General features: G+C 60.6%; 7 protein-coding genes and 2 pseudogenes. 4 read left to right on the top strand and 5 right to left on the bottom strand.

From position 1 onward, the window contains the following. Window positions 1-331: 331 nt before the first annotated feature. Entirely contained in the window at window positions 332-907 is a 576-nt protein-coding gene (locus tag RHM58_RS18685) for an ANTAR domain-containing response regulator (protein WP_322267854.1), read from the bottom strand. A 15-nt stretch (window positions 908-922) separates the two neighbouring features. Next, the gene (locus tag RHM58_RS18690) at window positions 923-2,134 is read right to left on the bottom strand and encodes a CmpA/NrtA family ABC transporter substrate-binding protein (RefSeq protein ID WP_322267855.1); all 1,212 of its coding nucleotides are present in this window, start codon (window positions 2,132-2,134) and stop codon (window positions 923-925) included. A 229-nt stretch (window positions 2,135-2,363) separates the two neighbouring features. On the opposite strand from RHM58_RS18690, the gene RHM58_RS18695 reads away from it, so the two are divergent. Further along, window positions 2,364-3,383 carry a quinone-dependent dihydroorotate dehydrogenase gene (locus tag RHM58_RS18695; RefSeq protein WP_201202098.1) on the top strand — a complete coding sequence of 340 codons (1,020 nt, stop codon included), beginning with the start codon at window positions 2,364-2,366 and terminating at the stop codon, window positions 3,381-3,383. Between the two features lie 278 nt (window positions 3,384-3,661). On the opposite strand, the gene rmf is transcribed toward RHM58_RS18695, so the two are convergent. Then, window positions 3,662-3,877 (bottom strand): ribosome modulation factor, encoded by a 216-nt coding sequence (gene rmf / locus RHM58_RS18700; protein WP_003223300.1) that lies wholly within the window; start codon window positions 3,875-3,877, stop codon window positions 3,662-3,664. A 531-nt stretch (window positions 3,878-4,408) separates the two neighbouring features. Between rmf and rlmKL the strand changes: the two genes are divergently transcribed. Together rlmKL and RHM58_RS18710 are read left to right on the top strand one after the other, a co-directional pair. Continuing rightward, on the top strand, window positions 4,409-6,679 hold the full coding sequence (rlmKL, locus tag RHM58_RS18705; protein WP_201196284.1) for a bifunctional 23S rRNA (guanine(2069)-N(7))-methyltransferase RlmK/23S rRNA (guanine(2445)-N(2))-methyltransferase RlmL: 2,271 nt from the start codon (window positions 4,409-4,411) through the stop codon (window positions 6,677-6,679). Between the two features lie 143 nt (window positions 6,680-6,822). Further along, window positions 6,823-9,225 (top strand): annotated as a pseudogene (locus RHM58_RS18710) (CHASE domain-containing protein). Window positions 9,226-9,481: 256 nt separating this feature from the next. Here the strand turns inward: RHM58_RS18710 and dacB are convergent. Beyond that, entirely contained in the window at window positions 9,482-10,942 is a 1,461-nt protein-coding gene (gene dacB, locus RHM58_RS18715; RefSeq protein WP_201202104.1) for a D-alanyl-D-alanine carboxypeptidase/D-alanyl-D-alanine-endopeptidase, read from the bottom strand. A 233-nt stretch (window positions 10,943-11,175) separates the two neighbouring features. On the opposite strand from dacB, the gene RHM58_RS18720 reads away from it, so the two are divergent. After that, on the top strand, window positions 11,176-11,520 hold the full coding sequence (locus RHM58_RS18720; RefSeq protein ID WP_201202105.1) for a YggL family protein: 345 nt from the start codon (window positions 11,176-11,178) through the stop codon (window positions 11,518-11,520). Window positions 11,521-11,618: 98 nt separating this feature from the next. Here the strand turns inward: RHM58_RS18720 and RHM58_RS18725 are convergent. Further along, window positions 11,619-12,808, bottom strand: a pseudogene (locus RHM58_RS18725) (benzoate/H(+) symporter BenE family transporter). Window positions 12,809-13,024 lie beyond the last annotated feature (216 nt).

A 13,024-nucleotide genomic window follows, 5' to 3' on the forward strand; every position in this document is an offset into this window, starting at 1 on the left:
CTCGAGAAGGAGTCGTGAGCTAGCAGGTGGGGCGCCGCCACGGCCGCACCACCGGCCCCGGTCACTGGGGCCAAAACGAAAAAACGCCGCTACCGGATCCGCCATGGGGCGAACGAGGTGAGCGACGTCTTTGTCGTTGGTGGGGCAACCGCCGTTGGTTACCTGTGTGGATTACTTAGCGAGATCTGTGCCAACAGCCGGTTTTTGTGGCGAGGGGCTTGCCCCGTTGGGTGGCGAAGCCGCCCATGCATTCTTTCAGGCAAACCTTGCACACAGATTTTGCGACGGCTTCGCCGCCGAACGGGGGCAAGCCCCTCGCCACAGTGATCGATTACCCAAGCAACTCACTCATGGCAATAATCTGCTCAGCCACTTGAATCAGCTTCTGCTGGCGGCTCATGGCCTGGCGGCGCATCAGGGTGTAGGCCTCTTCCTCGTTGCAGTTTTTCATCTTCATCAACAACCCCTTGGCCAGCTCAATGCGCTTGCGCTCCGCCAGTTGCTGGTCCCGGGCATGGAGCTGGGCGCGCAGGGCCTGGTCGCTTTCGAAGCGGGCCATGGCCACGTCGAGAATCGGCTGCAAGCGTTGTGCGTGAATGCCTTCGACGATGTAGGCACTGACCCCGGACTTGATCGCCTGGCGCATCACGCCGGGGTCGTGCTCGTCGGTGAACATCACGATCGGCCGTGGCTGATCACGCGTCACCAATACCACTTGCTCCATCACATCACGGCTCGGTGACTCGGTATCGATCAGAATCACGTCCGGGCGCACCGTTTCGACGCGTGCGGGCAGGTCGATGGTCAGGCCGGATTCGTCGATCACTTCGAACCCGGCTTCGGTCAGGGCGGCTTTCAAGCGCCCGACTTTCTTTGCGGTGTCGTTGATCAGCAGGATACGCAACATATTCGCGGGCTCCTGTCAGCGGCTGGCGAGAAGCGGCGAGCTGTTGCTCATGGCGTGCAATTTGAAGCTTCGTGCATAGCTGGCCGGGTCTGAGCCGTCCCAGATTTTGCCGTCGATCAACTGACCGCTGCGCATTTCCTGGCCCCAGGCGGAGACGCCGACGGCAGTGGCGGCGTCGCGGTACAGGTCCAATTGCTGAACCTGACGGGCTACACCGAGGTAATCCGGGTCTTCGCGCAGCAAACCCCAGCGGCGGAACTGGGTCATGAACCACATGCCATCGGACAGATACGGCAAATTGACCTCGCCACCACCGTGAAAACGCAAGGCGTGCGGGTCCTGCCAGCGATTGCCGAGGCCGTCGGCGTAATCGCCGAGCAGGCGCGGCTCAATGCAGTCCAGCGGTGCATCGAGATATTCGGGTGCACTCAACAACTGCGCGGTGCTGCGACGGTTTTCCGGGCTTTCTTCGATGAAGCGGCTGGCTTCGAGGATCGCCATCACCAGCGCCCGGGCAGTATTGGGGTATTGCTCGACAAAGGCGCGGGTGCAGCCGAGGACTTTTTCCGGGTGATCGGGCCAGATGGTTTGAGTGGTCGCCATGGTAAAGCCGAGGTTCTGTTTCACCGCGCTGGCAGACCACGGTTCGCCAACACAGAAACCGTCGATGCGCCCGGCCTGCAGGTGCGCGACCATTTGCGGCGGCGGCACCACCACGCTGTCGACGTCTTGCAGCGGATGGATGCCCTGACTCGCCAGCCAGTAATACAACCACATGGCGTGGGTGCCGGTCGGAAACGTCTGGGCGAAAGTCAGTTTTGGGCGAGTTTGGTGCACATGCCGGTCCAGTGCTTCAGGACTGGTCACGCCCAGCGCTTGCAAACCGTGGGACAGGTTGATGCTTTGGCCGTTCTGGTTCAGGCCCATCAGCACCGCCATGTCGGTGGGCGCAATGCCGCCGATGCCCAGGTGCACCGCGTAAATCAGGCCGTAGAGACTGTGGGCGGCGTCGAGTTCGCCGCTGACCAGTTTGTCCCGCAGGTTGGCCCAGGAGGATTGGCGCTTGAGGTTCAGGGTCAAGCCGTAGGGTTGGGCAAAGCCCTGGGTGGCGGCGACCACCACCGAAGCGCAGTCGCTCAGGGCCATGAAGCCTACGTCGATCACGGACTTTTCCGGGGCATCGCTGCCGTTGACCCAGGCCAGCGGGCCGACTGTGGTTTCATTCATCGGATAAACACCTTCCAAAAAAGCGTCGTCCCAGGTCCCCGCATGAGCAGAACCGGGTGACGACGCCATTGTCCGTCGACTCATCCCGCCGTTGGCATGAGTGCTGATGCCTATGCCGGTGCAAGGCATATGCCATCGAACGCTGATTTGCGTGTGCGCCTCGCTTGCGACCCCGATGCCCGGCTATAATCGCCGCCTCATTTCGCCGTCATTCGAGTCAAACCCGCCCATGTACACCCTGGCCCGTCAGCTGTTGTTCAAACTTTCCCCGGAAACCTCCCACGATCTGTCCCTGGACCTGATCGGCGCGGGCGGGCGTTTGGGCCTCAACGGCTTGCTGTGCAAGGCCCCGGCGAAAATGCCGGTGAAGGTCATGGGCCTGGAGTTTCCGAATCCGGTGGGTCTGGCGGCCGGTCTGGACAAGAACGGCGCGGCCATCGACGGTTTTGCCCAGTTGGGTTTCGGCTTCGTTGAAATCGGCACCATCACCCCGCGTCCGCAGCCAGGTAACCCGAAACCACGGATTTTCCGCTTGCCGGAAGCCGAGGCGATCATCAACCGCATGGGTTTCAACAACCTCGGTGTCGATCACCTGCTGGCTCGTGTTGCAGCGGCCAAGTACAAGGGCGTGCTCGGCATCAACATCGGCAAGAATTTTGATACGCCGGTTGAGCGTGCAGTCGACGACTACCTGATCTGCCTGGACAAGGTCTACGCCCACGCCAGCTACGTGACGGTCAACGTCAGCTCGCCGAACACCCCGGGCCTGCGCAGCCTGCAGTTCGGTGATTCACTCAAGCAATTGCTCGCCGACCTGGCCCAGCGCCGGGCCGAACTGGCCTTGCGCCACGGCAAGCATGTTCCGCTGGCGATCAAGATCGCTCCGGACATGACCGACGAAGAAACCGCCCAGGTCGCGCAAGCGCTGATTGAAACCGGGATGGACGCGGTGATTGCCACCAACACCACCCTGAGCCGGGTCGGCGTCGAAGGCATGGAACATGGCGACGAGGCGGGCGGTCTGTCCGGCGCGCCGGTTCGCGACAAGAGCACCAACACCGTCAGGGTCCTGGCAGCAGAATTGGCCGGCCGTTTGCCGATCATCGCCGTGGGTGGCATCACTGAAGGCAAGCACGCGGCTGAGAAAATCGCTGCAGGTGCGAGTTTGGTGCAGCTGTATTCGGGCTTCATCTATAAGGGCCCGGCGCTCATCCGTGAATCGGTCGACGCCATAGCGGCCTTGCGCTAAACCCCGTAGGAGCGGGCTTTTGTGGCGAGGGGCTTGCCCCGTTGGGCAGCGAAGCGGCCCCAAGCCAGCCAACCCGGTGTGTCAGATGAAACATGGTGGCAGGGTTTACGACTGCTTCGCAGTCGAACGGGGCAAGCCCCCTCACCACAATGGTCTCACCGTAGATTTTGCGGGCATAAAAAAGGGCACCTCGAAGGTGCCCCTGGGCCGGAGCCCGCCGTCCGGATGGGACGTGCGTTATGTATTCAGATTGTTGTGTTGCAGTGTCTGGCCCTTTGTTAGCCAACGGCGTGAAGTTCGTTGAGTCTATGGATTCCCGCAGTGCCGGTCATACCGTCCCAGTTGTCGCCGCGTCCTTCGCGCCAGCCGTTAATCCAGGCTTGGCGTACCGACGGTAGAGTAAATGGGCAAAGCTCACGGGATTTGCCACCAACGCCATATTGATATCCGCGCAAAAATGCTCTTTCCAACGGATCACGCTTAAGTCTTCTCATAGGGTGTTGCCCTCACTTGTTGACTGTATTTATCGCGTCGACCTCAATCGAGGTCTGGCAGAAAAATTCTGCCGTTGGTGGCTCGCTGCCGGCGTCGCGAGCCAAGGTGTTGACGCCGTTGCGACGTCAACCTGTGTTGAGTTCTAACCAATGCGTCACATCGAGGGAATGATCGTTTTGTCATAAGGACGTAACGATAAAGATGCTATGGCCATAAGTAACAAGGCGTTTGTAACGTGTTTGTTGCTCAAAGCCCCGGTATGATCGGCCCCGCGCTAGATGACGGGGTTAATCCTTTAGTGAGAATGGCCCACCGTTGCACTGGGGTACTATTCGACGAAGGGTCGAGTTATGACATTTTGTTGCATCAACTTTTTCTCTGCCCTGGCATCTAAGCTCTTTTAACCCGAGCAGTCAGGGTGGGACGGCACACCTTCGTGCCACGCGGGCGCTCTTTTAGAAAAGCGCCTGATTGAAAACCGGACCGGCAATGCGTTGTCGGTTCACTCAGCCAAAGGCTTTGAAACTCCAATGTCCGATCAATTCGAAATCTTCCTCACTTGCCCCAAAGGCCTTGAAGGCCTGCTCATCGAGGAAGCCGTCGGGCTTGGCCTTGAAGAAGCGCGTGAACACACCTCGGCCGTGCGCGGCATGGCCACCATGGAAACCGCTTATCGCCTGTGCCTGTGGTCGCGTCTGGCGAACCGGGTGCTGCTGGTGCTCAAGCGTTTCCCGATGAAGGACGCCGAAGACCTGTACCACGGCGTGCTCGACATCGAGTGGCAAGACCATATGCTCAACGACGGCACGCTGGCCGTTGAGTTCAGCGGTCACGGCTCGGGCATCGACAACACCCACTTCGGCGCCTTGAAGGTCAAGGACGCTATCGTCGACAAACTGCGCACCCCGCAGGGCGACCGTCCGTCCATCGACAAACTCAACCCGGACCTGCGCATTCACCTGCGCCTGGACCGTGGCGAAGCGATCCTTTCCCTCGACCTGTCCGGCCACAGCCTTCACCAGCGTGGTTATCGCTTGCAGCAGGGCGCGGCACCGCTGAAGGAAAACCTCGCGGCCGCGATCCTGATCCGTTCCGGCTGGCCACGCATTGCAGCCGAAGGCGGCGCGCTGGCTGACCCGATGTGCGGTGTCGGCACGTTCCTGGTAGAAGCCGCCATGATCGCCGCCGATATGGCGCCGAACCTGCGTCGCGAGCAGTGGGGCTTTACGGCCTGGCTCGGTCACGTTCCGGCGCTGTGGAAAAAACTCCACGAAGAAGCCACCGAGCGTTGCGCTGCCGGTCTGGCCAAGCCACCGCTGTGGATTCGCGGTTACGAAGCTGACCCACGCCTGATTCAACCGGGCCGCAACAACGTTGAACGTGCAGGCCTGAGCGAGTGGATCAAGATCTACCAGGGCGAAGTTGGCACCTTCGAGCCACGTCCGGACCAGAACCAGAAAGGCCTGGTCATCTGCAACCCGCCGTACGGCGAGCGCCTGGGTGACGAGGCAAGCTTGCTTTACCTCTACCAGAACCTGGGCGAGCGTCTGCGTCAGGCCTGCCTGAACTGGGAAGCGGCGGTATTCACCGGCGCGCCCGACCTGGGCAAGCGCATGGGCATCCGCAGCCACAAACAGTACTCGTTCTGGAACGGCGCGTTGCCGTGCAAGCTGCTGCTGATCAAGGTCACGCCGGATCAGTTCGTCACTGGCGAACGTCGCACTCCGGAACAGCGTCAGGTAGAACGCGAACAGGCTGAAGTCGAAGTTGCAGACAACGACGTGGCGCCGGGCAAGTACGAGAAGTACAACAAGAACGGCAACCCGATCAAACCGGCTCCGGTGGTGATCGAGCAACCGCGCTTGAGCGAAGGCGGGCAGATGTTTGCCAACCGCCTGCAAAAGAACCTCAAGGCCATGGGCAAGTGGGTCAAGCGTGAAGGCATCGACTGCTATCGCGTGTATGACGCCGACATGCCGGAATACTCGATGGCCATCGACCTGTATCAGGATTGGGTCCACGTCCAGGAGTACGCCGCGCCGAAATCCATCGACCCGGAAAAAGCCTCGGCCCGGATGTTCGATGCCCTGGCAGCGATTCCGCAAGCCTTGAACATCGACAAGAGCCGCGTGGTGGTCAAGCGCCGCGAGCGTCAGAGCGGCACCAAACAGTACGAACGCCAGGCGGCACAGGGCAAGTTCGTCGAGGTCAACGAAGGCGGCGTCAAGCTGCTGGTGAACCTCACCGACTACCTCGACACCGGGCTGTTCCTCGACCACCGTCCAATGCGCATGCGTATCCAGAAAGAGGCGGCCGGCAAGCGCTTCCTCAATCTGTATTGCTACACCGCGACCGCCAGTGTTCACGCGGCCAAGGGCGGCGCCCGCACCACTACCAGCGTCGACCTGTCGAAAACCTACCTCGACTGGGCGCGTCGCAACCTGTCGCTGAACGGTTTCTCCGACAAGAACCGCCTGGAGCAAGGTGACGTGATGGTCTGGCTGGATGCCTGCCGTGACGAGTTCGACCTGATCTTCATCGATCCGCCGACCTTCTCCAACTCCAAGCGCATGGAAGGGATTTTCGACGTACAGCGTGACCAGGTGCAGTTGATCGACCTGGCCATGGCGCGCCTGGCGCCGGGCGGCGTGTTGTACTTCTCCAACAACTTCCGCAAGTTTGTGCTGGAGGAGAACCTCACCACCCGTTACGCGGTCGAGGAAATCACCGCCCAGACCATCGATCCGGACTTTGCCCGTAACGGCAAGATCCATCGTGCCTGGAAAATCACGGCCCGCTGATAGCTGACCGGATTGGATCCACAGAGCCTTGATTTTTAAAGGCTCTTGGGTTCTTTCAGGGCTGGTCAAATTAGTGGCTAATAGCTATAACTCAACGCATGGCCAATGGGCTTTTCCGGCACCAGGCGTTTTGAGTTGCGTTTATGTCGTTGCACTCCGTGCGCCCCAGGATCCTGGGCTTTATCAGCGAAGACGTCTCGGCCTGGCTGGTCGCGGTGCTGGTATTGCTCGCTGGCGGGATTCTCACGGGATTGCTGGCCTGGGCCACGCTGAATCTGTTTCACCATCAATTGCGGCAACGCTTCCAACTGCTGGCCAGTGAGCGTTACAGCCGTATCGAAGAACGTTTCGAAGATCAGGAGCAGCGCCTCGATGGCCTGCGCCGGTTCTTTGCCAATTCCGAATCGGTGTCCCGCGCCGAATTTAACGGTTACACCCAACCTTTATTGCTCCGTACGCAGGCCTATTCCTTCGCACAGCGGGTGACCCGCGACGAACGTCCGGCCTTTGAACACCAGGTGCGCGCCGAAGGGGTGAGCGACTTTTCCATCCGTGAGCTCAATGCTGGCGGCGAACTGCAACTGGCGGCAGCGCGCGATGAGTATGTGGTGGTGCTTTATAGCCAGACGCAAAGTCGACTCGGCTCGCCGCTGGGCTACGACTTGCTCGCCCAACCTTTGCGCCGTGCGACGCTGGAACGCGCGGATGCGCGGGCTGGCATGGTGGTCTCGCAGCCGATGCACTTGGTGAATGTCGAGCCGGCTTATGCCCGAGGCGTGCTGCTGGTTACGCCGGTCCTTCGTCGTGACAGCCTTACCGAAACGGCGATCAAGCCGTTCGGTTACGTCATGGCCGTGATCAGCATGCGCCAGTTGTTGGCGGATGGGCTGCCGGAGGCCGGTCACGATTATTTGTCAGTGCGTATCCTCGATATGTCCACCAACGATCAACACGAAGTGCTGTACGAGTCTGCGAACCCTCCGGCTGCCAGTGATCTGTCCGCCAGTCGATTGTTGCGCATGGCCGACCACGACTATCAAGTAGACATCCAGCCCAGTGAGGCTTTCGTGCAGGCCAACCGCTCTTCGGTGAGCAGCCTGGTGGTGCTCGGTGGCTTGCTCAGCCTGTTACTCAGTGCCTTGCTCTACGTGCTGGTCAGCCAGCGTCAACGGGCGTTGAAAATGGTCGAGCAGCGCACTCAGGAACTGCGTGCCCGCGAGCAAGAACTGCGCGGCACCCACGGTCAGTTGCGCAGTGTGCTGAATGCCGCGACCCAGGTGGCGATCATCGCCACCGACTTGCGTGGGGTCATCAGCACCTTCAACGCCGGTGCCGAGCAGATGCTCGGTTACGACGCCGCTGAGGTGGTGGGCCACATGACCCTGGAGAACCTGCACTTCCCCCGGGAGCTGGTGGCCCGCTCGGCGGAGTTGAGCGCGCGCTATGGCAAGCTGATCCCGACGTGCCAGGCGATGTTGGTCGAGGGCGGCGAGGAGGGTGGGAACGAAGCCCGCGAGTGGACTCTGGTGCGCCACGATGGCAGCCATCTGACGGTCAACATGCTGGCGACCCCGGTGCTGGATGAGCAGGGGTTGTGGGTCGGGCACCTGGCGATTTGCATCGACATCACCGAACGCAAGCGGGTCCACGAGGCACTGGCGGCGCGGGACTTGTTGCTGAAGAAACTCAGCGCCCATGTGCCCGGCGGCATCTATCAATTCAGGATGGAATTCGACGGGCGCTTCAGCGTGATTTACGCCAGTGACGGTATCCGCGAGATCTATGAGCTGGAACCGGATGTGTTACTGCTCAATGCCGAAGCGATCTTTACCCGGATTCATCCACAAGACTCGACCCGTGTCCGCGCCTCGATTCGCGCCTCGGCGGACACCCTGAGTCCGTGGCGCGAGGAGTACCGGGTGCAACTGCCGGTCGGTGGTTTGCGTTGGGTACGCGGTGAGGCGACGCCGGAAGAGCAGCCGGGCGGCGGTGTGCTCTGGCATGGCTACATCTCGGACATCTCTGATCTGAAACGGGTGGAAGAAGAGCTGCGGGCGCTGTCGGTGACGGATTCCTTGACCGGCATTCACAACCGCCGCTACTTCCAGGAACGGCTGACCTCCGAAATGGCCCGGGTCGAACGCGGTGGCGGCGAGTTGTCGGTGATCATGATCGACATCGACCACTTCAAGCGCATCAACGACCAGCACTGGCCCACGCTGTAGGCGACCGAGGTGTTGCAGGCGGTGTGCGAGCGCATTGGCCATCGGCTGCGGCGTACCGATGTGTTCTGTCGCCTGGGTGGCGAGGAGTTCATGGTGTTGTGCCCGGACATCGACGGCAAACATGCGCATGTCCTGGCCTTGCAGTTGTGGCAGGCGTTGCGCAACTCATCGATCGAGGGTGTCGGCACAGTGACCGCCAGTTTCGGGATTGCCAGTTGGCGGGTTGGCGAGGGCGCGGATGCGCTGTTGCTGCGGGCGGACTCGGGGGTATATGCGGCGAAGCAGGCAGGGCGGGATCGGGTTGAGGCGCAGCTCAACTGAAGCTGCACGCTGACCCCCTGTGGGAGCGAGCCTGCTCGCGATAGCGGTCTGTCAGTCAAATTGATGTTGGATGTGCTGCGGTCATCGCGAGCAGGCTTACTCCCACATTAATTCGTTGTCGATCAGGGGAGTTGTGTTCAGCGCCGGCCGATTGTAGGAGCGAGCCTGCTCGCGATAGCGGTCTGTCAGTCACATTGATGTTGGATGTGCTGCCGTCATCGCGAGCAGGCTCGCTCCCACATGGGAACTGTGTGCTTTACAGCACCGAAGCGGTGGCTGGTACTTTCGGCTGGCGGTACAGGTCCAGCAGTACCTGATCCAGTACCGACGATGCGCCAAACGGGGCCTTGTCGTTGAGGATCGCCACTACCGCCCAGGTATTGCCGTTGATGTCGCGGCTGAAACCGGAGATCGCCCGTACGGTGTTCAGGGTGCCAGTCTTGATGTGCGCTTCGCCGGCCATGGCGGTGTGCTTCAGGCGTTTGCGCATGGTGCCGTCGGTGCCGGCAATCGGCAGCGAGCTGATGAATTCCGCCGAGTATGGGCTTTTCCAGGCCGCTTGCAGCATGCCGGCCATTTCCCGTGCACTCACCCGTTCGGCGCGGGACAGGCCGGAGCCGTTCTCCATCACCAGGTGCGGCGCGGTAATGCCTTTTTGTGCCAGCCACTGACGCACTACGCGTTGGGCAGCCTTGGCGTCGTCGGCGTCGGCATCGTTACGAAACTTCTGGCCCAGGCTCAGGAACAGTTGCTGGGCCATGGTGTTGTTACTGTATTTGTTGATGTCGCGAATGATCTCCGCGAGGTCCGGCGAAAAGGCCCGGGCCAGTACCTTGGCGTCTTTAGGCGTGGCTGCCAGACGATCCTTGCCCTGGATGCTGCCGCCCAGCTCTTTCCAGATCGCCCGTACGGCGCCGGCGGTGTAGGTCGCGTGATCGAGCAGCGACAGATAGGTCTGCGAACTGCAACCGTCGCCCAACTGGCCGCCGACCGTCACGGTCACGCTGCCATCGGCCTGGGTTACCGGGTTGTAGCGCACGCCACCGGCGCATTGCTTGGAATTGACCGCTTTGACCTGGTTGTCGATGCGAATCGTCGCAATCGGCGGCTCGACCGACACCAGCACCTTGCCGTTGTCGTTGCGCGCGACAAAGCGCAGGGCCTTGAGGTTGACCATCAGCGAGTCAGGTTTGACCAGGAACGGTTTGTTCTCGTCATTGCCGTCATCGTTGAATTCCGGCAGTTGCGGCTGCACGAAGAAGCTGCGGTCCAGCACCAGGTCGCCTGTGACTTGGGTCACGCCGTTGGCGCGCAGGTCGCGCATCAGCAGCCAGAGTTTTTCCATGTTCAGTTTCGGATCGCCGCCACCCTTGAGGTAGAGGTTGCCATTGAGGATGCCGCCGCTGAGGGTGCCATCGGTGTAGAACTCGGTTTTCCACTGGTGGTTCGGACCGAGCATTTCCAGGGCCGCGTACGTGGTGACCAGCTTCATGGTCGAGGCCGGGTTGACCGAAACGTCGGCGTTGAAAATAGTCGGGGTGCCGGGGCCGTTGAGCGGAATCATCACCAGGGACAGGGCGCTGTCCTGCAACTTGCTGGCCTTGAGGGCCTTTTCAACGTTGGGCGTCAGCGCGGTGTTGATCTGAGCGGCGGAAACAGGGAGGGCCAGGGGTAGAAGAAAACTGGCCAGGAGCAGTGGGCGCAAAGATTTGATCATGTGAAATAGAACCCTGCAGTCGAGGGGAAAAAGACGAGGGCATGAAGATAAAATCCCTCAGTGGTCATGAAAGTGTCGGCATTATGCCCCAAGGTGTAGCGGCTTGTGCCGTGCCTGGAGCCTCTAATCGGCTATTTTTTTACCGACGGTAGGCTGGCTGGCACCGTGGGGCGGGCAATTGGCGCCTTAAACTGCTAAAGTGCCGCCCGTTATTACTTATGAGGATTGTTCCAATGGCGACTAACCGTTCCCAGCGTCTGCGCAAAAAACTGTGCGTCGATGAATTTCAAGAGCTGGGTTTCGAGCTGAACCTGGATTTCAAAGAAGATTTGGCTGATGAAGCCATTGATGCTTTCCTCGACGCGTTCCTGAAAGAAGCTATGGAAGCCAACGGTCTGGGTTATGTTGGCGGCGACGACTTCGGTCTGGTTTGCCTGATCAAGCGTGGCTCGGTGTCCGAAGAGCAGCGCGCCGCTGTTGAAGCCTGGCTCAAAGGCCGTAGCGAACTGACTGAAGCAACCGTCAGCCCGCTGCTGGACGTCTGGTACCCGGAAAAGCCGATCAATCCGGTAGCTTGATGTCATAAAAGAATCGGCGACCCACGGGTCGCCGTTTTTTTATGCCTGTTTTTTGTAGGCTCAAGACTTGGCCTGCGATGTCGATCTCGGGGATGCCTTCAGGCCTTGCGCCAGTTCAAAATCAGCAACGTCAGAACCCCCGCCACAATCCCCCAGAACGCCGACCCGATGGAAAACAGCGTCAGCCCCGACGCCGTGACCATAAAGGTCACCAGCGCTGCTTCGCGCTCCTTCACTTCGCTCATGGCAATGCTCAAGCCATTGATGATCGAGCCGAACAGCGCCAGCGCGGCAATCGACAGCACCAACTCTTTGGGCAGTGCGGCAAACAACGCCGCCAGCGTTGCGCCGAACACCCCGGCAATCCCGTAGAAAATCCCGCACCAGACCGCAGCGGTGTAGCGCTTGTTGCGATCTTCATGGGCGTGCGGCCCGGTGCAAATCGCCGCGCTGATCGCCGCCAGGTTAATGCCGTGGGAGCCGAACGGTGCCAGCAGCAGTGAGGCGATGCCGGTGGTGGTGATCAGCGGCGAGGCCGGCACGTTGTAACCGTCGGCGCGCAACACAGCGATGCCCGGCATGTTCTGCGAGGTCATCGCCACGACAAACAGCGGGATGCCGATGCTGATGGTCGCCGCCAGGGAGAAGTGCGGCGTGGTCCAGACCGGCGTCGCCAGTTCCAGGTGGAAACCGCTGAAATCCAGCAGCCCCATGAACCCCGACAGCGCGGTGCCGATCAGCAGCGCGGCGAGCACTGCATAACGCGGCGACAGGCGCTTGACCACCAGGTAGGTGAAAAACATCCCCAGTACCAGCGCGGTGCGATGCTGGGCGGCGACGAAAATCTCGCTGCCGATCTTGAACAGAATCCCCGCCAACAACGCGGCCGCCAGCGAGGCCGGGATTTTTTCATCAGTCGCTCGAAGCTGCCGGTCAGACCACAAAGGGTCACCAGCACCGCGCAGGTGACGTAGGCGCCAATGGCCTCACCGTAAGTCACACCGCCGAGGCTGGTGATCAGCAATGCCGCGCCGGGTGTCGACCAGGCGATGGTGATTGGCGTGCGATAACGCAGGGACAGGCCAATCGAACACACCGCCATGCCTATCGAGATCGCCCAGATCCACGAGGAAATCTGCCCGCTGGTCAGGCCCGCCGCTTGCCCGGCCTGGAACATCAGGACCAGGGAACTGGTGTAGCCGGTCATCATCGCGATGAAACCGGCGACGATGGCCGAAGGTGACGTGTCGGCCCAAGGGCGCAGCTGAGTGTGCGTGGCGTCGTTCATGACAACGGTGTTCCTTATACGTATGAAGATGTCCGAAGCCTCGCTCCTACAAGGGATCGCATGCAGGCAGCGGATTGCGCGTTCAAGCCTAAACTCAAATGTAACGCACCGTTGCAATACAGCCGAGGCCACAAACAGCCATACAGTCGTGTTGCCACCATCCATTGTGTACAATCGCGGTGTTTTTTACGCGATACTTGCCAGCGACCTACTGTG

It is taken from the genome of Pseudomonas sp. 10S4, from assembly GCF_034344865.1.
GTDB lineage: Bacteria > Pseudomonadota > Gammaproteobacteria > Pseudomonadales > Pseudomonadaceae > Aquipseudomonas.

What these genes read in the sequence shown, in the direction of transcription:
- RHM58_RS18720 (WP_201202105.1), top strand. Translation starts at nt 11,176, where the DNA reads ATGGCGACTAACCGTTCCCAGCGTCTGCGCAAAAAACTGTGCGTCGAT.
- RHM58_RS18690 (WP_322267855.1), bottom strand. Translation starts at nt 2,134, where the DNA reads ATGAATGAAACCACAGTCGGCCCGCTGGCCTGGGTCAACGGCAGCGAT.
- dacB (WP_201202104.1), bottom strand. Translation starts at nt 10,942, where the DNA reads ATGATCAAATCTTTGCGCCCACTGCTCCTGGCCAGTTTTCTTCTACCC.
- rlmKL (WP_201196284.1), top strand. Translation starts at nt 4,409, where the DNA reads ATGTCCGATCAATTCGAAATCTTCCTCACTTGCCCCAAAGGCCTTGAA.
- rmf (WP_003223300.1), bottom strand. Translation starts at nt 3,877, where the DNA reads ATGAGAAGACTTAAGCGTGATCCGTTGGAAAGAGCATTTTTGCGCGGA.
- RHM58_RS18695 (WP_201202098.1), top strand. Translation starts at nt 2,364, where the DNA reads ATGTACACCCTGGCCCGTCAGCTGTTGTTCAAACTTTCCCCGGAAACC.
- RHM58_RS18685 (WP_322267854.1), bottom strand. Translation starts at nt 907, where the DNA reads ATGTTGCGTATCCTGCTGATCAACGACACCGCAAAGAAAGTCGGGCGC.